The 21,360-nt window shown below is 75.4% G+C and carries 20 protein-coding genes; 10 read left to right on the top strand and 10 right to left on the bottom strand.

The window, feature by feature from the left end:
• Positions 1–19: 19 nt before the first annotated feature.
• The 5 genes from ENKNEFLB_RS19255 to ENKNEFLB_RS19235 form a co-directional block, all read right to left on the bottom strand.
• On the bottom strand, positions 20–841 hold the full coding sequence (locus ENKNEFLB_RS19255) for a nucleotidyltransferase domain-containing protein (protein ID WP_214056842.1): 822 nt from the start codon (positions 839–841) through the stop codon (positions 20–22).
• A gap of 60 nt (positions 842–901) precedes the next feature.
• Entirely contained in the window at positions 902–1,549 is a 648-nt protein-coding gene (locus ENKNEFLB_RS19250; protein WP_214056841.1) for an SDR family oxidoreductase, read from the bottom strand.
• A 115-nt stretch (positions 1,550–1,664) separates the two neighbouring features.
• A complete protein-coding gene (locus ENKNEFLB_RS19245; RefSeq protein ID WP_246535670.1) occupies positions 1,665–3,488 on the bottom strand; it encodes an FAD-dependent oxidoreductase in 1,824 nt (607 codons plus the stop codon).
• On the bottom strand, positions 3,485–4,426 hold the full coding sequence (locus ENKNEFLB_RS19240; RefSeq protein WP_214056840.1) for a dioxygenase family protein: 942 nt from the start codon (positions 4,424–4,426) through the stop codon (positions 3,485–3,487). Before ENKNEFLB_RS19240 ends, ENKNEFLB_RS19245 begins: the two co-directional genes overlap by 4 nt.
• Complete coding sequence (locus ENKNEFLB_RS19235; protein ID WP_246535669.1) at positions 4,423–5,505, bottom strand: maleylacetate reductase; 1,083 nt, start codon at positions 5,503–5,505, stop codon at positions 4,423–4,425. Before ENKNEFLB_RS19235 ends, ENKNEFLB_RS19240 begins: the two co-directional genes overlap by 4 nt.
• 122 nt (positions 5,506–5,627) lie before the next feature.
• On the opposite strand from ENKNEFLB_RS19235, the gene ENKNEFLB_RS19230 reads away from it, so the two are divergent.
• The 7 genes from ENKNEFLB_RS19230 (at position 5,628) to ENKNEFLB_RS19200 (ending at position 12,998) form a co-directional block, all read left to right on the top strand.
• Positions 5,628–6,596, top strand: coding sequence for a LysR family transcriptional regulator (locus tag ENKNEFLB_RS19230; RefSeq protein ID WP_214056839.1), 969 nt, complete (start codon positions 5,628–5,630; stop codon positions 6,594–6,596).
• Between the two features lie 160 nt (positions 6,597–6,756).
• Complete coding sequence (locus ENKNEFLB_RS19225; RefSeq protein WP_214056838.1) at positions 6,757–7,476, top strand: hypothetical protein; 720 nt, start codon at positions 6,757–6,759, stop codon at positions 7,474–7,476.
• 75 nt (positions 7,477–7,551) lie between these two features.
• Positions 7,552–9,018 (top strand): hypothetical protein, encoded by a 1,467-nt coding sequence (locus tag ENKNEFLB_RS19220; RefSeq protein WP_214056837.1) that lies wholly within the window; start codon positions 7,552–7,554, stop codon positions 9,016–9,018.
• 176 nt (positions 9,019–9,194) lie between these two features.
• Positions 9,195–10,559, top strand: coding sequence for a hypothetical protein (locus ENKNEFLB_RS19215; RefSeq protein ID WP_214056836.1), 1,365 nt, complete (start codon positions 9,195–9,197; stop codon positions 10,557–10,559).
• A 51-nt stretch (positions 10,560–10,610) separates the two neighbouring features.
• Positions 10,611–10,787, top strand: a complete 177-nt coding sequence (locus ENKNEFLB_RS19210) for a hypothetical protein (RefSeq protein WP_214056835.1) — start codon at positions 10,611–10,613, stop codon at positions 10,785–10,787.
• 79 nt (positions 10,788–10,866) lie between these two features.
• On the top strand, positions 10,867–11,877 hold the full coding sequence (locus ENKNEFLB_RS19205; protein ID WP_214056834.1) for an ADP-ribosylglycohydrolase family protein: 1,011 nt from the start codon (positions 10,867–10,869) through the stop codon (positions 11,875–11,877).
• A gap of 119 nt (positions 11,878–11,996) precedes the next feature.
• Positions 11,997–12,998 carry an SGNH/GDSL hydrolase family protein gene (locus ENKNEFLB_RS19200; protein WP_214056833.1) on the top strand — a complete coding sequence of 334 codons (1,002 nt, stop codon included), beginning with the start codon at positions 11,997–11,999 and terminating at the stop codon, positions 12,996–12,998.
• Between the two features lie 19 nt (positions 12,999–13,017).
• On the opposite strand, the gene ENKNEFLB_RS19195 is transcribed toward ENKNEFLB_RS19200, so the two are convergent.
• The 3 genes from ENKNEFLB_RS19195 to ENKNEFLB_RS19185 are packed head-to-tail and all read right to left on the bottom strand — an operon-like array spanning position 13,018 to position 17,071.
• Entirely contained in the window at positions 13,018–14,463 is a 1,446-nt protein-coding gene (locus ENKNEFLB_RS19195; RefSeq protein WP_214056832.1) for a carboxyl transferase domain-containing protein, read from the bottom strand.
• Positions 14,460–15,686 (bottom strand): CaiB/BaiF CoA transferase family protein, encoded by a 1,227-nt coding sequence (locus tag ENKNEFLB_RS19190; RefSeq protein ID WP_214056831.1) that lies wholly within the window; start codon positions 15,684–15,686, stop codon positions 14,460–14,462. Before ENKNEFLB_RS19190 ends, ENKNEFLB_RS19195 begins: the two co-directional genes overlap by 4 nt.
• A 5-nt stretch (positions 15,687–15,691) precedes the next feature.
• On the bottom strand, positions 15,692–17,071 hold the full coding sequence (locus tag ENKNEFLB_RS19185; RefSeq protein ID WP_214056830.1) for an SLC13 family permease: 1,380 nt from the start codon (positions 17,069–17,071) through the stop codon (positions 15,692–15,694).
• A 156-nt stretch (positions 17,072–17,227) separates the two neighbouring features.
• Here ENKNEFLB_RS19185 and ENKNEFLB_RS19180 point away from each other — a divergent pair, with 156 nt between their 5' ends.
• A complete protein-coding gene (locus ENKNEFLB_RS19180) occupies positions 17,228–17,977 on the top strand; it encodes a FadR/GntR family transcriptional regulator (RefSeq protein ID WP_214056829.1) in 750 nt (249 codons plus the stop codon).
• A gap of 13 nt (positions 17,978–17,990) precedes the next feature.
• The gene (locus ENKNEFLB_RS19175) at positions 17,991–18,758 is read left to right on the top strand and encodes a sulfite exporter TauE/SafE family protein (RefSeq protein WP_214056828.1); all 768 of its coding nucleotides are present in this window, start codon (positions 17,991–17,993) and stop codon (positions 18,756–18,758) included.
• A 24-nt stretch (positions 18,759–18,782) separates the two neighbouring features.
• Here the strand turns inward: ENKNEFLB_RS19175 and ENKNEFLB_RS19170 are convergent, their stop codons facing one another.
• Both ENKNEFLB_RS19170 and ENKNEFLB_RS19165 read right to left on the bottom strand, forming a co-directional pair.
• Entirely contained in the window at positions 18,783–19,436 is a 654-nt protein-coding gene (locus tag ENKNEFLB_RS19170; RefSeq protein WP_214056827.1) for a sulfotransferase family protein, read from the bottom strand.
• Positions 19,433–20,410: a hypothetical protein gene (locus ENKNEFLB_RS19165; protein ID WP_214056826.1), complete on the bottom strand. Its 978-nt coding sequence runs from the start codon at positions 20,408–20,410 to the stop codon at positions 19,433–19,435. The genes ENKNEFLB_RS19170 and ENKNEFLB_RS19165 overlap by 4 nt, the downstream gene beginning before the upstream one ends.
• On the opposite strand from ENKNEFLB_RS19165, the gene ENKNEFLB_RS19160 reads away from it, so the two are divergent.
• On the top strand, positions 20,330–21,355 hold the full coding sequence (locus ENKNEFLB_RS19160; RefSeq protein WP_338040924.1) for an alpha/beta fold hydrolase: 1,026 nt from the start codon (positions 20,330–20,332) through the stop codon (positions 21,353–21,355). The two genes, ENKNEFLB_RS19165 and ENKNEFLB_RS19160, sit on opposite strands and share 81 nt — an antisense overlap.
• Positions 21,356–21,360 lie beyond the last annotated feature (5 nt).

The following is a 21,360-nucleotide window of genomic DNA, read 5'->3' as shown; positions in this document are numbered from 1 at the left end:
CATACGAGCCGCGGACCGGTCAGGACCCCGTGGCGCCCCACATCCCCACGAGCACGCCGAACCGCGACGCCACCATCCCCACCACGCCGTCGTCCTCCAGTGCGCGCACCAGGTCGCGCTGCTCGGGTCGACGGCCGGTGGGGCGGCGGGCGCTGGCGCTCCAGCCGAGCAGGCGGGCCAGCTCGGCGGCGTACGCCGGCTCCACCCCGGACCACCGACCGGCCGCCTTCGCGCGGTCGGTCGTCCAGGTGCCGTCGTGCACGCTGACCAGCCCGGTCAGCGCCAGCAGCGTCTTGCGGGCGACCTTCACCGCGAGCAGCCCGGTCGACGTGGTCGGGTCGTCGACCTCGGCGCGCCAGCGCTCGAGGTGCTGGGCGAGGTCGCCGTTGAAGCCGCGGGCCGCGCGGGCGTCGGCGGCGTACCCCGGCGCGAGGTCGGCGACGACCTCGTCGGGGGTGGGACCGACCAGGGGGAGGCAGTAGTGCCGGAGGAGGACCCGCCAGCCGTACGCCTCGTCGCCCTCGCCGGCGAACGTCCCGGCCTCGACCGGGACGACGTCGACGCTGCGGCAGCGGTCGGCGTACCGGGCGCCCAGCCGCTGACCGAGGACCTCGGCCCGCTCCGTCGACAGCCCGATGGAGAGCAGGTCGACGTCGGAGCGGGCTGGGTCGGTGGTCCCGGTCGCGACCGACCCGTAGAGCAGCAGCGACGCGTCGGGGACGGTGCCGACCAGCCCGACGGCGTCGGCCAGCAGGGGCTCGAACGCCGCCGGGACCCGGTCGCGGGAGACGCCGGTGCGGATCAGCCCGTCGGGCGTGACGCCCTCGTCGGGGTCAGCCACGAGGGGTCACGACGTCCGTCTGCACCGCCCGAACCTATCGCCCGGGCGGCGCCGTCCTCGTCAGGCGAAGACGTCGGCGACCTGCTGGTCGCCGTCGTTGAACTCCAGCGTGACGCCCTTGGCGGCGTCGGGGGCGTCGACCGCCGCGGCGATCACGTCGGCCACCGTCGCGCGGGCGACCTGGCCGCCGGTGACGCCGGGGCCGGTCTCGATGCCGCCGGTGCCGGCCTCCTCGGTGAGGCCCGAGGGGCGCAGGATCGTCCAGGCCAGGTCCGAGGCGGACAAGTGCGCGTCGGCCTGGGTCTTGGACTCGGCGTAGGCGAAGAAGTCCTGCTCCGGGTCGACGCCGTGGTCGGGCCCGGCGCCGAAGTAGGACACCATCACGAACCGCGGGACGCCGGCGGCGACGGCCGCGTCGATGGTGCGGATCGCGGCGTCGCGGTCCAGCGCCCAGGTGCGCTCCGGGCTGCCGCCGCCGGCGCCGGCGGACCAGACGACGACGTCGTGGCCGGTGACCACGCGGGTGATCTCGTCGGTCGAGGCGGACTCGACGTCGGCGACCAGCGGCTCGGCGCCGATCTCGCGGATCGCGTCGGCCTGCTCCTCCTTGCGGATCACGCCGGTGACCTCGTGACCTGCGGCGACGAGGCGAGGGGCGGCGAGACGGGCGACCTTGCCGTGCGCTCCGACGATGATGACCTTCGACATGGTGACTCCTTGCGGTGGGACTGTGATCGGCCGCCTCCGTGCCGGCGGCGGCTGTCTAGACCCAACGACTCACGCGGCGAGCCATTCCCACCGCGGGGGTGGGAAACCGGGTGGGTCAGCGCGCCAGGACGGCACGCAGCGTGTCGGTGAGCGCCTCGGCGGGGTCGTCGACGAGGCCGGCGGCGCGCCAGGCGACGTGGGCGTCCGGGCGGACCAGCACGCAGCCGTCCTCGCCGACCTCGCGCAGCCGGGCCCAGTCGTCGTACAGGTCGCTGTAGTCGGCCTTCGGCCCGATGACGAAGGCGCGCACCTCGATCCCGAGCTCGGCGGCGGCCTGGCGGGCGGCCTCGACCCAGGGGGCGCCGGTGACGCCCGTCAGCAGGGTGAAGACGCCCTTGCCGGCGAGGTCGTGCGTGCTCACGCGCCGCCCGCGGTCGCCGAGCCAGCAGTGCGGCAGGCGCGCCCCGGGCCAGGTCGTGGGGTGGTGGTGCAGCTCGGGGTCGCGGTCGTAGGCCGGCTCGGGCGTGCCGTCGCCGACCACGGCCCGCGAGGCGTACCGCTGGCCGAGCTCGACCCCGAGCGCGTTGAACTCGTAGTCCTTGAGCTCGAGGGCCTTGCGCAGCGACTCGCGGCGGCCCACGCCCTCCTCGGTGCCGTCGGCCAGGGCGTCGATGCCGCGCTGCATCTCCTCGATGGACTGCCCGGAGTCCTCCAGGCCGAGCGCCTCGAGGATGGCGCCGAACTCCTCGATGCTCTTGTTGGCGCGCAGCACGATCTGCTCACCGACCGGGGCTCGCTCCTCGTCGAAGCTGTCGAGCAGGCCCTCCCCGGCCAGGCCGCGCAGGACGTACGACAGCTTCCAGGCCAGGTTGTAGGAGTCCTGGATCGAGGTGTTCGAGCCGAGCCCGTTGCTCGGCGGGTGCCGGTGGACGGCGTCGCCGACGCCGAAGACGCGGCCCTCGCGGTAGCGCTCGGCGTACATCTTGTTGTTGCCCCACAGCGACAGCGAGCGGATCGTGACCGGCACGCTGTCGTCGCCGATCAGGTTGTGCACGATCTCGGTGGCCATCGCGTCGTCGAGGTCGGGCGGGGGCTGGCTGATGTCGTAGCCCCAGGTGATCAGCCACTCGTCCCACGGCCGCACCATCCGGATCAGGCCGAGGCCGATCCCGCCGATCGTCGCGCCGGGCTGGAGCACCCAGTACAGGACGCTGGGGCGGTGGCCGACCAGCTCGGTGAGGTCGGCGTGGAAGACGATGTTCATGCTGCCGGCGAGGTCCATCTGGCCGGCCATCGGCAGGCCGAGGTCGGCGACGACCTGGCTGCGGCCGCCGTCGGCGGCGATCACGTAGCGCGCGCGGATCCGGAACTCGTGCCCCGAGAGCCGGTCCCGGACGGTGACGGTGACGCCGGCGTCGTCCTGGACCAGCGAGACGTACTCGGTGTCGAAGCGGATCCGGCTGCCGCGGGAGGCCGCGTGCCCGATCAGGATCGGCTCGAAGAGGGTCTGCGGGAGGTCGCAGTTCATCGACGGGCTGGCCATCCGGTACTCCGCCTCGCGGACCGGGTGGGTGCCCCAGGTGCGGATCCGGCCGATCTCGTCGCCAGCCAGGCTGGAGCAGAAGACGGTGTCGCCCATCATCTCGTGGGGCGTCGCCTCGTCGATGACGTCCTGCTCGATGCCCATGTCGCGCATGATCTCGACGGTGCGCTGGTTGGTGATGTGCGCGCGCGGGGTGTTGGCGGTCCACCGGTACTTGGTGATCACGAGGTGGTCGACGCCGTACGTCGCGAGGAACAGCGCCGCCGACGCCCCGGCCGGGCCGCTGCCGATGACGAGGACGTCGGTGTGCAGGTCGCCCTCGTGCTCGTCGTCGAGGCGCGTCATCGATCCCGGGTGGGAGGGGCGGGTCTCCTGCTCGAGGCTGGGGTCGGTCATGACTGCTCCTGGGCGGTGCTCGCGGGCGTGTGGGGGTCGGGGACGAGGTGCACGTCGAAGTGGGCGCGGGTCCACGTGCCCTCGACGACCCGGCCGCCCGGGTCGTCATCGGGCGGCGGGGTGCCGGCCGGCTGCTCGTCGAAGTCGACGACCAGGGACGGCTTGACGCCGAAGACCGCGTCGGAGTCCTGGTGGGCGTCGCCGCGCACGAAGATGTGGGTGACCAGGCGGTGGTAGCCCGGCGCGGTGACCATGAAGTGCAGGTGGGCGGCACGCATCGGGCCCCGCCCGGCCGCGGAGAGCAGGTCGCCGACCGGCCCGTCGTGCGGGATCGGGTACGGCGTCGGGGTGACGCCCCAGAAGCCGTACCGGCCCTGGTCGTCGGTGCTCAGCCAGCCGCGGCCCTGGGTCACGTCGCCGGCGTGCTGGACGTCGTACATGCCGTCGTCGTCGGCCTCCCACACGTCGAGCCGGGCGCCCGGGACGACCTCCCCGTCGGTGCCCCGCACGGTGCCCGAGACCCAGCACGGCTGACCGGCCGCGCCGCCGGAGATGTCGCCGCCGATCTCGACGGCGGGTGCGTCGTCGCCGAAGAACGGGCCGAAGACGGTGGCCTCGGTGGCGCGCGGGTCGGGCGGCTGGTTGACCGCGACGGTGAGCATCGAGAGCCCCAGCACGTCGGAGAGCAGGATGAACTCCTGCCGCTTGTCGTCGGTGAGGTCGCCGGCGCGCCTGAGGAAGCCGATGGCCTGCTCCCACTCGGGCTCGGTGAGGCGGACCTCGCGGACCAGGGCGTGGGCGTGGCGGACCAGCGCCTCCATCAGCTCGCGGAACCGCGGGTCGGCGGCGTCGCCGAAGCTGGCCAGCACCTGGTCGGTGACGTGCTGCTCCCGGGCGTCCTGGTCGGGGGTCGGGTCCGGTGTCGGGTCGGCGCTCATGCGTCGTTCCTCTCGGTCAGCGGGTGCTCGCCGGCCCAGGCGCGCTGGAGCAGGCGCCGCACGGCCGCGGGGGTGACGGGTCGGGGGTTGTCGGCGGGGGCGGCCTCGACGACGCGTGCGGTGGCCTCGTCGAGGGCGTCCTCGGGCAGACCGAGGTCGCGCAGGGACCTCGGGGCGCCGAGGTCGGCGTAGAGGTCGAGCAGGCCGGTCAGGGCGTCGCCTGCGTCGAGCGCGTCGGCGACCCGGGCGGCCGCGTCGGGGGCGGCCTCGGCGTTGAAGGCGAGCACGTGCGGGAGCACCACCGCGTGGGTCTGGGCGTGGGGGAGGTCCCAGGTGCCGCCGAGGACGTGGCAGATCTTGTGGTGCAGCCCGGACCCGGCGCCGGCGAAGGTCGCGGCGGCGAGGTAGGCGCCGTACAGGCACCCGCCGCGGGCGGTGAGGTCGTCGCCGTCGGCCACGACGCCCCTCAGTGCGGGGGCGAGGGCGCGGACGCCCTCGGTGGCGGTGACCGCGAGGACCGGGTTGGTGCGCGGCGCCCAGAGCGAGTCGACGCAGTGGGCCAGCGCGTTGAGGCCGCTGGCCACGGCGAGGTCGACGGGCAGGGTGACGGAGAGATCGGGGTCGTAGACGACGACCCGGGGGAGCACGACCGGGTCGGTGCCGGTGGTCTTGGTCCGGCCCTCGGTGAGGCCCCAGACGGGGGTGGCCTCCGATCCGGCGTAGGTGGTCGGCACGGCGACGACCGGCAGGCCGGTGGTCAGCGCGACCGCCTTGGCCAGCCCGGTGGTCGAGCCACCGCCGACGCTGAGGACGAGGTCGGCGTCGACGTCGGCGGCCAGCCGGCGGGCCTCCTCGGCGACCTCGACGGGCACGTGGGGGCGGACGCCGCGGAAGTGGGCGACGACGGGCAGGTCGGCAGCGAGGGAGTCGGCGAGGTCGGCCTCCGCCTCGGTCGAGACCACGAGCACCCGGGTGGCGCCGAGGGTGCGGACCTCGTCGGGCAGCGCGCTGCGGGCGGTGCCCGCGCCGAAGACGAGTCGCTGCGCGTAGGTCTGGTGCCGGAACTCCAGCGCCGTCATCGGTCCTCCCGGTCGAGCGCCGCGCTGTGACCGTGCTCACACGTGCGGCGTGCACTCAGTGTCGGTCCGGGCGGTCCCATACGTCCAATATCTATCGGCATGGCCGGCGATAGGGTCTGCGTATGGACCTGCGGCAGCTGCGCTACTTCGCAGCGGTCGTCCGGGAGGGATCGGTCTCCCGAGCGGCCGCCACGCTCGACATGACCCAGCCCCCGCTGAGCGCAGCCGTGGCGCAGCTGGAGCGGGAGCTCGGCGTGCGTCTGCTGGAGCGGCACTCGCGCGGGGTCGACGCCACCGTCGCCGGCGAGCTGCTCGCCCGGGAGGCCGTACGGGTGCTGGCCGACGTGGACGAGATGGCGGCCGCGGTGCGGGGGATCGGCTCGGGGCGTACGGGCCGGCTGGCCGTGGCCACGACCTCGGCGGTGACCTGGGAGATCCTGCCCAACCTGCTGGTCGCCCTCGACCACAGCTCGCCCGACGTCGACTCCGAGGTCGTCGAGGCCGACGACCCGGAGGTCGTGGACCGGGTGCGCGACCGGCGCGCGGACGTCGGCGTCGTCTACTGCACCCGCACCCAGCACCTCGAGCGCCTGCGCGGCCGCGAGCTCGAGGTGGCGCTCATCCACCGGGAGCCGGTCGTGGTCGTGGTGCCCGGCGACTCGCCGCTGGCCGCGGCGCCGACCGTCGACCTCGCCTCGCTCGGCGAGGAGCGGTGGATCGTGCCGACCGCGCACGACGGCTTCCCCGGGCTGGCCGCCCACACCCGCCAGGCGTGGCAGCTGGCCGGCATCGCCCCCGACGCCCGGCAAACGGTGGACAGCGTCAGCACGGTCGTCCGCCTGGTCGCCGCCGGGCTCGGGATCGCGCTGGTGCCGGCGTCGGTCAGGGCGCTGGGCCCGGGTACGGGGTCCGGGCTGCGGGCGGTGCGGCTGGCCACGCCGCTGGCGCCGGTCGAGGCCGCCGTGGTCTGGCGCCGCAACGAGCGGCCGTCCCCGGTGCTCGGGCGGTTCCTGCGGGCGGCGCTGGCCACCGAGGAGCCCGACCGGTTGGGGCCGTCGGTGGCGCGGCACCACGTGCCCGGCGAGGGCTGATCGGACCGGTCCGGGGCCTCGTGTCATGAGAGGCGGGTCTGCGGGGCCGGAAGACCTGCTTCCCATGACACGTCCGACCGCGGCCGGGTCCGATCCTCGGTAGCGTCCGGGGCCTCGGGCCCGACCGGCGCCGAGGTCGCCGGCCCGAGAGGACGACCCGTTGAGCGACGAGAAGCCACCCGAGAGCCCGTGGGACCGCCCGTACCAGGGCGACCCGCCGCCGGACACGTCGTACCGCGGGCCGGAGCAGGCGCCCCAGCAGCCGCCGTACGGCCAGCAGCCCCCGGCGTACGGCGCGCCCCCGCAGGGCCGGCCGAACCCGTACGGGCAGCCGAACCCGTACGGCCAGCATCCTCCGCACAACCCGTACGGCGGGCAGCCGCCCTACGGCGCCCCCGGCGGGTACGCCTACGGCGGGCCGGTCAAGGAGAACCACACCACGCGCAACGTGCTGCTGATCCTGCTCGGCGTCGGCATCCTGTTCTTCGCCGGCTGCGCCGCCCTCGTCGTCGGCCTGGTGGCCGGGGTCGACGACGCCGTCGAGGAGGGGATCGCCGGCGGCGACCCGGTGGTGGTCGAGGAGGGCGCGGCGTTCCGCTTCGACGGCCTGGACGCCGACGAGGGGTGGAGCGTGGGGCGGGAGCGGCTCGGCGGGACGACGATCAGGGGCCTCCGGGTCACCGCCACCGAGGAGGGCCCGCTCGGCACCGGCATCGGCTCGGTGCTGATCTTCCGCTTCTTCGACGGGTCGGAGAACCTCGCCGAGATCACCTGCTCGGGCAACCAGGTCCGGGTCGGGGAGAGCTCGCGGATGGACTGCTTCTCGGCCGACGCCGTGCCGCGCGGCTACGACGAGATCCGGGTGGGCGGCTACTTCTAGGCTCGGTCTCCGGACCCGCCGGCCCTGTCCGGGCGGGCGGCGCGCGACGACGCCTGGACGCGGCAGGATGCCCCCATGCCCGACCAGCAGCACGGCCTCGTCTTCCCCGCCGACCCGCAGGACCCGAGCCGCCGGAGCACGACCGCGCTCGGGCGGGCGGTGGTCGCCGACGCGCTGCGCGCCGTGGACGAGGTCGGGGCGCGGGCGGCCGCGGCCGAGACGGGGTGGCGCTCGGACTACCTGGTGCACTTCCGGCGGCTGGTCGAGGCCGGCCTGGCCTCGCCCCAGGCCGCGGTCGACGTGGCGCGAGCGGGGCTGGCCTCGCTGCACGACCGGATGCGGGTGGCGACCGACCGCACCGGCGAGGACGACGACCACCTCGCGGACTGGCCGCCGTCGGCGCCGTTCGACACCGTCGAGCAGCAGGGCACGGGCGAGCCGGTCACCGAGCTGGTGCTGCCCTACCGCGGGGAGCGGCTGCGGGGCGACGCCGTACGACGCCGCGTCGACGCCTGGGTCGCGGCCGGCGTCGTCGAGCCGAGCCTGGCCGAGGCCGTCGGGGCGGTCCTGGACAACCCGGACTGGCTGCGCCTGGAGGGCCGGACGGTCGCCGTGGTCGGCGCCGGCTCCGAGATGGGACCGCTGCCGTCGCTGGTGCGGTGGGGCGCCCGGGTCGCGGCGGTCGACCTGGTCCGCGAGGACCTCTGGGCGCGGGTAGACCAGACAGTGCGTGGGGGAGCCGCGACCGTGGTCAGCCCGGCCCGCGACGGTCACCGCGGCGCCGACCTGCTCGCCGACGTCCCGGCGCTGGCCGACTGGCTGGCCGCCCAGCCCGGCACGCTGGTGGTGGGCAGCTACGTCTACGCCGACGGCGCCACCAACGTCCGCGTCAGCACGGCGGTCGACGAGCTCAGCCGCCGGCTGCTGGCCGCCGACCGGGGCGCGGACGCCGTCGACCTGGCGTTCCTGGCCACGCCCACCGACGTCTTCGCGGTGCCCGCCGAGGCCGTCGACGCCGCGACCCGGGCCTACGAGGACCGCTCGCGGGTGGCCCGCGTCCTCGGCCGCCCGCTGCGCACCGCCTCCGGCGGCCGGCTGCTGCGCCGCCCGTACGCCCCCGGCTCGGACCCGGGCATCAACGACTCCCTGGTGCCCCAGCAGGGGCCGAACTACGCGCTGGCCAAGCGGTTGCAGCGCTGGCGCGCGACCGTGGCCCGCCACGACGGCGTGACGGTCTCGATGAACGTCGCCCCGCCGACCCGGACCCGGTCGGTGCTGAAGAACCGGGGGCTCGCGGCAGCGTACGCGGGGGCCCACCGCTTCGGCGTCGAGGTCTTCGACCCGTCCACCTCGAACGTGCTGATGGCCGCGCTGCTGGTCCACGACCTGCACACCGGCGGCGGGCCGCGCCACGAGCACCCCTGGGAGGACGAGGCGTACGCCGCCGCCCACGGCGGGCTGTGGCGCACCGGCTACGCCCCACGCAGCGCGCTCGGGCTCGCGGCGCTGCTGGGCGTGGGGGCGCGCGGGGCTGACGTCTGACGTCATGCCGAGTCGTGGGTCCGAGGACGCGCCAGAGCGCCTCGACGGACCCACGACTCCGTGTCTCGGGCCTGCGGGGGCCGGGACCGGTCCACCGGACCGGTCGGGGCTGGGTTCTCCCCAGGTCCGCCCGTGGGCGCAGCGGGCCTTGTGCCGTCCGGCCGATGATCCGGGGCATGACGACCGAGACCACGCGACGGCCCTGGTGGATCGTGAACGCGATCTTCGACCCCGACGGGGGCGGAGCCGACTTCTCCTACACCGAGGGGCTGGCCGCCCGCGGGCACCCGGAGCTCCACATCTGGGCGCGGCCCACCGACGGGCTCGACCCCGGGGAGGACTGGCACTTCAGCCAGCGCGACACCTGCGTCCTGCTCAACGACCTCGCCTGGCGGCTGCTCGACGGGACCCTGCGGGTCGGGGACCGGTGGGAGGAGACGTACGACGGCGGGCTGGTCACCGTCCGCTTCGAGGTCGGTGAGCCCGTGGAGGCCGCCAGTGTGGAGGCCTTCGGGGCCCGCGACGCCCCCGTGCTGCCGGTGCGGTGGTCGCTGGACCGTCCACCCGTGGCGCCGCCGCGGGCGCTGGCGGCGGCCCAGCGGGTGGCCCTGCGTTCGGAGTACGACGAGCTGTGCGCGCTGCTCCCGCCCGGCGGGGTCGCGCCACCCGGGTGGGCGCTGCCCGGGCGGTTCTCGGCCGGCCCGCGGCAGCCGTACGGTCCGCGGCACACGATGGTGCTCGCGCGGGCGGCGCAGCTGTTCAGCGGTGACGTGTCCTTCTGGTACCGCCTGATGATGTCGGCGATGCTGCAGCACCAGCAGGCGCCGGCGGGTCATGCGATCGCGGTGGCCCACGCCGCGGCCCGGGGCGCCGGCCGTCGCGACGCCCTGGTGCGGCTCGAGGAGGCGGTGCACCGGCTGCGGACCGACCTCGGCCTGACCTGGGCGGTCGACGAGGTCGGGGCCGCGTTGCGGGCGCTCCTCGGCCCGGTCGTCGACGAGGAGCTGCGCGAGGCGTGGCTCGACGCGGCGGGCGCGAGCATCGAGTCCTGCCTGCTCGTGGAGGCCGTCGCCGACGAGGTCCCGGACCAGGCCCTGACGCTCGGTCAAGGTGCGGTGCGCAGCTCGCTGACCACCGACGGGCGGGCCCCGGGGCCCGAGTGGCTGGCACCCCAGGGGGTCCTCGACCGGGTCCGGGCCCTGATGGTCCGGCTCGGGTCGGAGACGATGGTGGACCACGCCAGGCAGTGGGACCGCCAGGTCGGCACCGAGGCCGTGCAGGTGCTGGGCGGCCGGACCATGCTCGGCTCCAGCCACGGCCCGACCGTCCAGCTCGAGGTGGACGGGGTCACCGTGTTCGGGCCGCGGAAGCTGGTGCGGGAGCAGCGCCGGCTGCAGGCGGTCCTGCAGTGCTGGGTCAACGACCTCACCGCGGTCGTGGTGCACCGCTCCGTGCTGTCGGACGAGGTGGTCGAGGAGTTCTGTCGCGCGTGCGGGCTGCCGGCGTGGCTGAGTCGCGAGCTCGCAACCGGGTGCGACTGAGCTGCCGATCTCGGCCTCGTCGACCCGACCGGTCGGCCGGCGACGTTCGACGTGGCCGGCTACGACCTGCCGGTCGCGGCCGACTCCCTCTACCTGCCGCACCGGAGCGGGCGGGTGCTGACCACGATCCGCACCGGCCCCCAGGCCGGGACCTGGACGATCGAGCTCGATCCGCGCGCCGCCGCCGTAGGTCCCCTCGCGGTCGACATCGTGGAGGTCGACTACTGAGGCCGGCCGCGCTACCCCTGCGGGTGACACGCCCCCGCGCCGGTAGACCGCCGCACCGCGCGGCACCCATAGTGGCCCGATGGCTTCAGCGACCGACGGACTCGACGACGTGCAGAGCGACCGGGCCGCGGGGGTGCTGATCGGCCAGGCGTGCGGTGACGCGCTCGGGGTGCCGTACGAGTTCGCGACCCCGCCGGGCGCCGGCGAGGCGGCCGAGATGACCGGGGGCGGGCTCGGCGGGTTCGCACCGGGGGAGTGGAGCGACGACACCGCGATGGCCGTGGCGATCGCCGACGTCGCCGCGACCGGCGCCGACCTGACGTCGCCCGAGGCTCTCGACGCGATCGCCACGGGCTTCCTGGCCTGGTACGACTCCGGTCCGGCCGACATCGGGGTGCAGACCTCCGCCGTCCTGGGCGCGACCCGGGACCGGCTCACCGACGACGTCGCGCCGGGTGCGCTGATGACCCAGGTCGCCGCGGACTACGCCGCCGAGCACGAGAGGTCCGCCGGCAACGGCGCCCTGATGCGCACCGGTGCGGTCGCGCTGGCCCACCTCGACGACCGGGTGAAGCTCGCCGAGGCCGCACGCGCCGTGGCCGCCCTGACCCACGCCGACCCGCTGGCGGCCGACTCCTGCGTGCTCTGGTGCGAGGCGATCCGGGTGGCCGTGGTCGGCGGTCAGACCGACGTGCGCGGCGGCCTCGACCTGCTGCCGCCCGAGCGCCGCGCCGACTGGGCCCGCTGGATCGACGACGCGCTCGCCGGACCCGCTGCCGACTTCACCCCGAACGGCTTCACCGTCACCGCGCTCCAGGCGGCGACGGCGGCCATCGTGCTGACGCCGGCCAGCCACGGCCACGCCGGTGAGCACCTGCAGGACGCGCTGCACGCCGCCATCCGGATCGGCGACGACACCGACACCGTGGCCGCGATCGCGGGGGCGCTGCTGGGCGCGAAGTGGGGCGCCACGTCGGTGCCCGAGGAGTGGGTAGAGCGGGTGCACGGCTGGCCCGGGCGTACCGGCGCCGACCTGGTCACCCTGGCCCGCGTGGCCTCCCACGGGGGGTCCGGCTCCGCCCTGGCCTGACCGGCCGGGAGCCGACCCCGGGTGTGATACACGTCTCACACCCGGGTCGCATCGGGGCGACCCCTCCGATCGGAGCCCTCGTGGCACGTCGTCGCCTCCCATCCCTCCGCCTCATCTCCGTGCGCCGCAGCGCCCTCGCCGGCCTGGGCACGCTCGCCCTGGCCGCGGGCCTGCTCGCCCCCGCCGGCGGGACCCCGCCCGCCGCAGCGGCCGCGCCGTCGTACGTCGCGCTCGGCGACTCCTACTCCTCGGGCACCGGCACCCGCTCGTACGTCGCCGACGGCACCGACTGCCTCCGGTCGACCTCGGCGTTCCCGAGCCTGCTCGCGGCCCAGCGCGGCTACGCGCTCGACTTCCGCGCCTGCTCCGGGGCGACCATCCCCGACGTGACCGCCGCCCAGCTGGGGGCGCTGGGATCCACCACGTCGTACGTGACGGTCTCGGTCGGCGGCAACGACGCCGGCTTCGCCGACGTGCTGACGAAGTGCGCCCTGCCCTGGTGGGCGGCGAGCTGCGACAAGGCCGTCGACGGCGCGCAGTCCTTCATCAACACCACGCTGCCCGGGCGGCTGTCGTCGTTGTACGCCGACGTCCGGTCGCGGGCGGCGAACGCCCGGGTGGTGGTCGTCGGCTACCCGCGCATCTTCGGCGGCGAGGACTGCAACGCCGCCACCTTCTTCTCCGGCGCCGAGATGACCCGCCTGAACGCCACCGCGGACCTGATGAACCGTCGCCTCCGCGAGGCCGCGGCCGCCCGCGGTTTCGCCTTCGCCGACCCGACCGGCCGGTTCGTCGGCCACGCCGTCTGCGCCGACGCCGAGTGGCTCAACGGGCTGTCCAACCCCGTGGTCGAGAGCTTCCACCCGAACAAGGCCGGGCAGGCGTCGGGCTACCTCCCGACGGTCGCCGCGCAGGTGCCCGCCGCGAAGAGCGCCGGCACCGGCCTCGTCCGGGTGCCGGCGCGGGACATCGCGGCGTCGCAGGCGCAGTACGCCGCCCTCGACCGCGGCATCGAGCCGCAGGTCGTGCGGGTCCCCGACCTGACGTCGCCGGCCGTGCGCCGCGCGGCCGACCGGGCCGGGATCGACCTGGACCGGTGGGTGGCGCGGCACGCGGGCTGAGACGGCCGGGCACGCGGCCTCAGCGCCCCCCGACCTCGCGCAGCCGCCCGACGACCGCGGCGGCCACGCTCGCGGTGAAGGTCTCGGCGTCACCGGTCTCCGGGACGATCGCGTGCACGATGCCGGCGCGCATCAGCTCGCCGGCCGGGACCCGCTGGTGCGTGGCCATCTCGGCGGCGTACGACGCGTCGCCGCGGACGATGACGCTCGCACCCTCGGGCGGCAGCGGGGCCAGCCAGGCGTGCTCGGTCGCCACCACGTGCTCGGCGCCGAGCAGCGCCAGCGCACCGCCGCCGCAGCCCTCGCCCAGCAGCAGCGCCACCGTCGGGACGGTCAGCGTGGACATGGCCGCGATGCAGCGGGCGATCTCGCCGGCGATCGCGCCCTCCTCCGCCGACGGGGACAGCTCGGCGCCGGGGGTGTCGATCACGGTGACCAGCGGCAGGCCGAGCTCCTCGGCGAACCGGATCCCGCGGCGGGCCTGGCGCAGCGCGGCCGGGCCCATCGGGTGCGCCGCGCTCTGCCGCGAGCGGTCCTGGCCGACGATCACGCAGGGCTGTCCGTCGAGGCGGGTCAGGGCGACGATCACCGCACTGTCGCGCTCGCCCTCGGCGGTCCCGCGCAGGCGTACGGTCCTGCTGCCCGCGACCCGCAGCAGCTCGCGGACACCGGGACGCTCGGGCTTGCGGGAGCGGGTGATGTGCTCCCAGGCGTCGAGCTGCTCGAGGTCGTCCAGGCCGGCCACCTCGGTGACCAGGGGCGCCGCCGCGACCAGCTGAGGCGCGGTGGGGGCGTCCACGAGCGTGGCCAGGGCGTTGTCGACCAGGCCGGTGAGCGCCTCGGCCGGCACGACCGCGTCGAGGATGCCGTGCGCCGACAGGTTCTCGGCCGTCTGCACGCCCTCGGGGAACGCCGAGTCGTTGAGCGCCTCGTAGACCTTCGGGCCCAGGAAGCCGACCAGCGCGCCCGGCTCGGCCACGGTCAGGTGGGCCAGGGAGCCCCACGAGGCGAAGACGCCGCCCGTGGTCGGGTTGCGCAGGTGGACCAGGTACGGCAGCCGCGCCGCCCGGTGGGCCATCAGCGCCCGCGAGATCTCGATCATCCGGACGAACGCCGGGGTGCCCTCCTGCATCCGCGTGCCGCCGCTGGCGGTCGAGGCCAGCAGGGGGAGACCCTCCGCGGTCGCCCGGCGTACCGCGGCGACGATCCGGCCGGCCGCCGCCTGCCCGATCGAGCCGGCCAGGAAGTCGAACTCGTTGAGCACGACCGCGACCTCACGGCCCCGGACCCGGCCGCGCCCGGTGATCACCGACTCGTCGACCCCGGAGCGCTCGGCGGCCTTGCGCAGCTGCGCGGCGTACTCGTCGGTGACCTCGCCCTGGTCGACCGGGACGTCCCACGACTCCCACGAGCCGTCGTCCAGGACGAGCTCGATCAGCTCCCGCGCGTGCCAGCGTCGGGTCACGCGCGACCCTCCTCGGACTGCGGGTGGGTCTGCTCGAGCCAGGCGCGGACGCTCGCGCCGTGCTGGTCCAGGGTCGGGGGAGCGACGTGGTCGCGGTGGGTCACCTCGGTGCCGTCGCCGGCGAAGAACCGCAGCGGCGGGCCGGGCGTGGTGATCGTCCCGAGCTGGGGGTGCTCGACGTCGATGACCAGGCCCTGGCTGTGCACCTGGTCCCAGGCGTAGACCTCGTCGAGGGTGCGGACCTTGCCGGCGGGGATGCCGACCTCGGCCAGCCGGGCCAGCAGCGGCTCGGCGTCGCTGTCGGCGAACGCGGTCTCGACCAGCTCCACGACGCGGGCGTGGTTGCCGACCCGCTCGGGGTTCGTCGCCAGGCCCTCGGCCTCGGGGTCGAGGTCGAAGCCGGCGCAGAACTTGCGCCACAGGCCCTCGGAGCCGACCGAGATCTGGACCGCCCCGTCGCGGCAGCGGAACAGCCCGTACGGCGCGATGGAGGGGTGGTGGTTGCCCTGGGCCTGGCCGACCTGGCCGGCGACGGTCCACCGGGTGCCCTGGAAGGCGTGCACGCCGACGACCGCGGCGAGCAGGGAGGTGCGCACGACCGAGCCGACGCCGGTGCGCTCGCGCTCGTGGAGGGCGGCGAGGACGCCGTAGGCGCCGTACATGCCCGAGAGCATGTCGGCGATCGGGACGCCGACGCGCTGCGGGTCCTCGGGGCCGGACCCGGTCAGCGACATCAGGCCGGCCTCGCCCTGGGCGATCTGGTCGTAGCCGGCGCGCCCGCCCTCGGGGCCGTCGTGGCCGAACCCGGTGATCGAGAGCACCACCAGGCGCGGGTTGCGCGCGGTCAGGCTCTCGATGCCCAGCCCGAGCCGCTCGAGCACGCCGGTGCGGTAGTTCTCGACCAGCACGTCGGCGCGGTCGACGAGCTGCAGCAGCACCTCGCGGTCGGCCTCGTCCTTGAGGTCGAGGGTGATCGACTCCTTGTTGCGGTTGGTCGACAGGAAGTACGTCGACACGTGCTCGTCGCCCACGAACGGCGGGCCCCAGCTGCGGGTGTCGTCGCCGCCGTTCGGCGTCTCGACCTTGATCACGCGGGCGCCCTGGTCGCCGAGCATCTGCGTGGCGTGCGGCCCGGCGAGGGCACGGGAGAGGTCGACGACGACGGTGCCGGCGAGCGGGCCCCCGGTCGAGGAGGTCGGGGTGGAGGAGGTCTGGTCGGTCATGCGGATCACCATCCGGGGAGGACGAGGGCGGCCCACACCAGCAGCGGGCCCGCGAGGGTCACGATCACGCTGTAGGTGAGGATCTGTCGGTAGTAGGTCTGCTCGCCGATGGAGTCCGGCCGGTTGGCCAGCATCAGCGCGCCGTTGGTGGAGAAGGGACTGACGTCGACGATGGTCGAGCTCACGGCCAGGGCGGCGACGAACAGTCCTGCAGAGATGTTGCCCGAGGCGATCAGCGGGATCGCGATCGGGATGATCACCGGCAGCAGCGCGGTGGACGACGCGAACGCCGAGGCGACGCCGCCGACGTAGCAGAGGATCAGCGCACCGATCGCGGCCGCGCCGAGCCCGGCGGCCCACAGGCCGACGGCCTCAGGGGAGCCGGCGGTGGTCAGGATCGTGGCGTAGGTGCTGACGCCGGCCACCAGCAGGACGGTCGGCCAGGCGATCTGCTTGACCGTGTCCTTGTACTTGTTCGGCGAGATGATCGACAGCACCACCGCAGCGGTGATGGCGGCCAGCCCGATGTCGCGGTCCAGGCCGAGCGCGACGCCGGCGACGGCCACGAAGGCCAGGATCGTCAGGACGTGGTCGCGGGTGCTGCCCAGCGTGGCGGGGTCGACCGTGGTGACCGTGCCGGCGGCGGCGGTGCCGGCGGGCGAGGTGCCGGTGGTCGGCGTCGCGCCGGTCCCGGACGTCGCGCTGGTGCGGTCGCGGTGCAGGGGGCCGTCGTGGTGGGGGCTGGGGGCCAGGGCCTCGTCGCCCGGCGCGATCCGCATCGACATCAGCTTGGTGCCGCCGAGGGCGAAGAACAGCACGGCGGCGAGCAGGAGGTTGACCACGAGGCTGGACAGGAAGATCGTGATGGAGGCGTCGCCGAGCCCGTTCTCGATCATCACCGAGTTGGTGATCGTGCCGTAGATGCTGATCGGGGAGAACCCGCCGGCCTGGGCGCCGTGGACCACGAACATGCCCATCATCAGCGGGCTGATCTTGTAGCGGCCGGCGAAGCCGAGCGCGATCGGGCCGATGATCGCGCAGGCGGCCGGGCTGGCCGCGCCGATCGAGGTGATCAGGGCCGTGACCGCGAACATCACCCACGGGATGAAGGCCACCCGGCCGCCGACCAGGCCGAGCGACTTGCGCACGATCAGGTCCACGGTGCCGTTCTGGCGCGCGATGGCGAACAGGTACGTGACGCCGATCAGCGTCAGCACCAGGCTGGCCGAGATGCCGCCGAGGATCTCGGCCTCGTCGAGGCCGAGGGCGTACATGCCCACGAACCAGGCGGCGACGTAGGCCAGGGCGCCCATGTTGATCGGCAGCACCGTGCCGACCACGAACAGGGCGACGAGCGCCAGGATGGCGACCCACTCGGGACCCATGGTTGTTCCTTTCGTGCGAGGAGCCCGGGGACGGTGGTCCGCGGGGCGTCCGGACCGCGTGGGCCGCGCGAGCGGCGGGCCCTGTGACTGGGGTCACGCGGTGGATCAGTGGCCTAGCCAATAGGCATGTGATCCATCTGTCAATAGGGTGCGGCCATGGCGTCCCTGCCCGACCGGTCCTTCCCCCAGCGCGTGAGCCGGGCCCGGCTCTACGAGCAGGTGGCCGCGCAGATCACCGACTGGATCGCCGCCCAGGACCTCGCCGCCGGCGACCGGCTCCCGGCCGAGCGCGAGCTGGCGACCCGGCTCGGGGTCAGCCGGGCCACCCTCAGTCAGGCCCTCGTCGCGCTCGAGGTGGTCGGCGTGGTCGCGGTCCGTCACGGCGACGGCACGGTCGTCACCGAGCAGGGCGTCCGCGGGGCGGCGGCCGGGCGGGCGCCGCTGGGCGACCCGGCCGACCAGATCACCGAGGCCATCCGCGCGCACGCCGACCGGCTGCCGGACGTGATCGACGCCCGGGACGCCCTGGAGACCAAGCTCGCCGCGCTGGCCGCGCAGCGTCGTACGACCGATGACCTCGCCGCGATCGACGAGGCGCTGGCCGTGATGGCCGCCGACGTCGAGGCCGGCGGGCGCGGCGTCGAGGGCGACGAGCGCTTCCACGCCTCCGTGACGAGCGCGGCGCACTCGCCGCTGCTGGAGCAGATGATGCGCACCATCAGCACGCTGATCGCCGAGACCCGGCTGGAGTCGCTCTCCCAGCCCGGCCGCCCGCGGGCCTCCCTGGCCGGGCACGGCGCGGTCGCCGAGGCGATCCGGGCCGGCGACCCCGAGGCGGCGGCGGCCGCGATGCACGCCCACGTCGGGATGGTCAGCGACGTGGCGCTGCTGCGCGGGGACACGTGAATCCGGCCCCGCGGTGAACCCGGGCGACCTCTCGGACGTGCTGCTCGTCCTCGTCGCCGGCCTCGGGGCGGGGCTGCTGATCTCGACCATCGGCGTGGCCTCGCTGGTCAGCTTCCCGGTGCTGGTCGCGGTCGGTCTGCCGCCGGTCGTCGCCAACGCCTCCAACACCGTCGGGCTGGTCCCGGCCGGGTTGTCGGGGTCGTTCGGCTACCGCGAGGAGCTGCGGGAGAACCCGGCCGCGACGCTGCGGGTCCTGCTGGTCTGCATGGTCGGCGCCGCCGGCGGGGCGTGGCTGCTGCTGCTCCTGCCGCCGGGGGTTTTCGAGGTGGTCGTGCCGTGGCTGATCCTCTTCACCTGCCTGCTGGTCGGCGTCCAGCCCTGGCTGGCGGGCTGGCTGCGCCGCCGGCAGGGGCCGGACGCGGCGCCGCGCGAGGAGATGGGCCCGGTGACCACCGTCTTCGCCACCCTGACCGGGGTCTACGGCGGCTACTTCGGCGCCGGGTCCGGCGTGATGATGGTGGCCGTCCTGGGGCTGGGCACCGACCTCGAGCTGCGCGTGGTGAACGGCCTCAAGACGCTGGCGATCCTGGCCAGCAACGTCGTGGCCACCGCGGTGTTCCTGGTCTTCGCCGACCTGGACTGGACCGCGATCGGGCTGCTGGCGGCGGGTTCGGTCGGCGGGGGGTACGTCGGGGCGCGGGTCGGTCGGCGGCTCCGGCCGACGGTGTTCCGGGTGCTGGTGGTCCTCGGCGGCGTCACCGCCGCCGTGCTGCTGATGTGACGGCCGTCCGGTCACGCCTCGCGGTCACGCCTCGCGGGCGCGCTGCTCGGCGCGGGCGAGGAAGTCGGCGGTGGTGTTCTCGTGCGGGAACGCGACGTCCGGGACCGGGAGGTCCAGGGCCCGGCACAGTGGCTCCCACCCGTCGCCGGGCTGCCACTCGACCAGTCGCTCCGGCGCGATCGCGGCCCGCACCTCGGCCAGCCGGCGCTCGTAGCCGGCCATCGCGTCGGCGGGGTCGTCGACGTCGGTGATCACGCCGTCGAACATCACCCGGAACAGCGGCGCCAGAGGGTCGCCCAGAGGGCCGTCCGGGTCGTCCGGGTCGGTGCCGGCCAGGAGCTCGCGGGTGCGGGCCAGGACCGTGACGTCCATGCTGCGGTGCCACACCTCGGCGCTGGCGCGGTGCGAGAGGAGGACCGGCGCGTCCGGGTAGGCCCCGGCCAGGTCCCGCCAGCAGCTGGAGAACGGGGTGTCGACGCCGGCGACGTACCCGGCCAGGAAGTCGTCCCAGACCGGCGGCGAACCCTGGATGGCAGCGACCCAGGTGGGCACGTGCTCGGGGCGCGCGAAGACCTCCCGCATGTGGTAGACCGGCCCGCCGAGCAGGAGCTGCAGCGCCGCGCGCAGGGACGACGTGCCGGTCCGCGGGAGCCCCGCGCCGACGAGCCGTACGGTCACCCGGGGTCCAGCGGCAGGACGACCTCGCCGCCCACGTCGACACGGCCGGCGGCCAGCGCCGCGCGGTAGGCGGGGACGTTCTCGGCGTGGATCGTGCCCAGCAGGTACTGGTCGTTCGGCATCGGCAGCGTCCGGGCCAGCAGGGTCGAGAGGTGGGCACCGTGGCCGGCGCCGCGGAAGGGGTGGTCGAGCAGCAGCTCGACCACCGTGGCGCCGTGCAGGCCGCGGCGCGCGTCGGCCTCGGCGGCCACGATCCCGGCCCAGGTCCCGTCGACGCGGACGTCGTGCAGCAGCCCCGCCTCGGCGAGCTCGCGGAGGTCGTCGCGGTCCTCGCAGCGGGTGTGGCGGGCGTGGGCGGGGTCGCGGGCGACGTGCTCGGCGTGGATCCGCTCGTACTCGCCGTAGAAGGCGGTGTCGCGGCGCGGGGTGGTGGTCAGCGACGGGGGCACCGGCCGCGCGCGGAGGTCGCCGAGGCGGCCGACGACCTGGCGCATCTCCGGGCGGCCCCCCGGCCAGGACGCGACCCCGGCGAGGTCGTCGGCGGTGCTGAGCAGGACGAAGCCGGGGGCGAAGGCGCCGAACTCCGTACGAGCCACCTCGCGCAGCGCCCCGGCGTCGTCGGGCCGCAGCACCCGGTCGGAGGCGGTGACGCCGACGAACGGCAGGTCGGGGTCGCGGCCGAGGTAGCGGGGACCGGCCAGCACGTGGCCGCCGGTGGCCAGCGGCAGCCACCGGTCGAGGTACGCCTCCGCGGGCTCGCCGCTCTGCGGCGCCGCGTCGGCGTAGCGGCGGGCGTGCTCGAGGTCCTGCGCGGCGGTGCAGAGCCAGAACCGCAGCTCCTCGGCCAGCGCCGTGCGGCGCTCGTCCGCGCAGACCCGGCGACGCACCCACGGGTGCAGCCCCTCGTCGGCGGTGGCCACGAGGGTGTCCAGTGCGGGCAGCGCCGCGCGGCGGACGGGGTCGGCCAGGTCCATCGCCCCACCGTGTCCCCTCCGGCGCCGCGTGGCAAGACCGGGGGGCGCACCGGGGGCGCACCGGGGGCGCACCGGGGGCGTACCGGGGTGAGGGGTGGGCGCGGCCGCGCTGGCTACCGTCGCCACGATGACGAGCGCGCGGACGGACCTGCCCTGGTACGACGACTCCGACCCGGCCGGGGGAGCGGGTCGACGCGACCGGTCCTGGTGCTGCTGCACGCCTTCCCGCTGGACTCGACCACCTTCGACCGGGTCCTGCCCCACCTGGCCGCGGCGGTGCGGGTCGTCCGGGTCGACCTGCCCGGGCTGGGGCGGAGCGTGGACCAGGCCGTCGGCGAGCCGTCGGTGGAGGCGATGGCGCGCGCCGTGCTGCGGGCCCTCGACGACGCGGGCGTGGAGCGGGCCGCGGTGCACGGGGTGTCGACCGGGGGCTACGTCGCGCTCGCGCTGGCCGACCTCGCGCCCGAGCGGGTCACCGCGCTGCTGCTGTCGAGCACGACGCCGTGGGTGGGGGCGCCCGACCTGCCGGCCGACCGCCTCGCCGTGGCCGGTGAGCTGGAGCGGCGCGGGGACACCGAGCCCGTCGCGGACGCGGTCGAGGGCGGCCTGGGGGAGACCGCGCGGGCCGACCAGCCCGACCTGGTGAGGCTCGTCGCCGGGATCGTGCGGGCCGCCGACCCGCACGGGGTGGCGTGGGTGGCGCGGGCGCTGGCGGCGCGGGCGGACACGAGCGCGGTGCTCGCCGGCTTCGCCGGCCCGGTGCTGCTGCTCTACGGCGAGGAGGACACCGAGGTCCCGGCCGGGACGGTCGAGCAGATGGCCGCGCTGCGCCCGGCGTCCCTGGTCACGACCGTGGAGGTGCTGCCGCGCACCGGCCACCTGCTCGCCCTCGAGCGCCCCGCTGAGGCCGCCCGGGCGATGCTGGACCTCGTCGTCGGGGCCTGACCCGG

It is taken from the genome of Nocardioides aquaticus (genome assembly GCF_018459925.1).
Taxonomy (GTDB): domain Bacteria; phylum Actinomycetota; class Actinomycetes; order Propionibacteriales; family Nocardioidaceae; genus Nocardioides; species Nocardioides aquaticus.
Note: the sequence above shows the minus strand (reverse complement) of the source record. Positions and strands in the feature narration are given on the sequence as shown.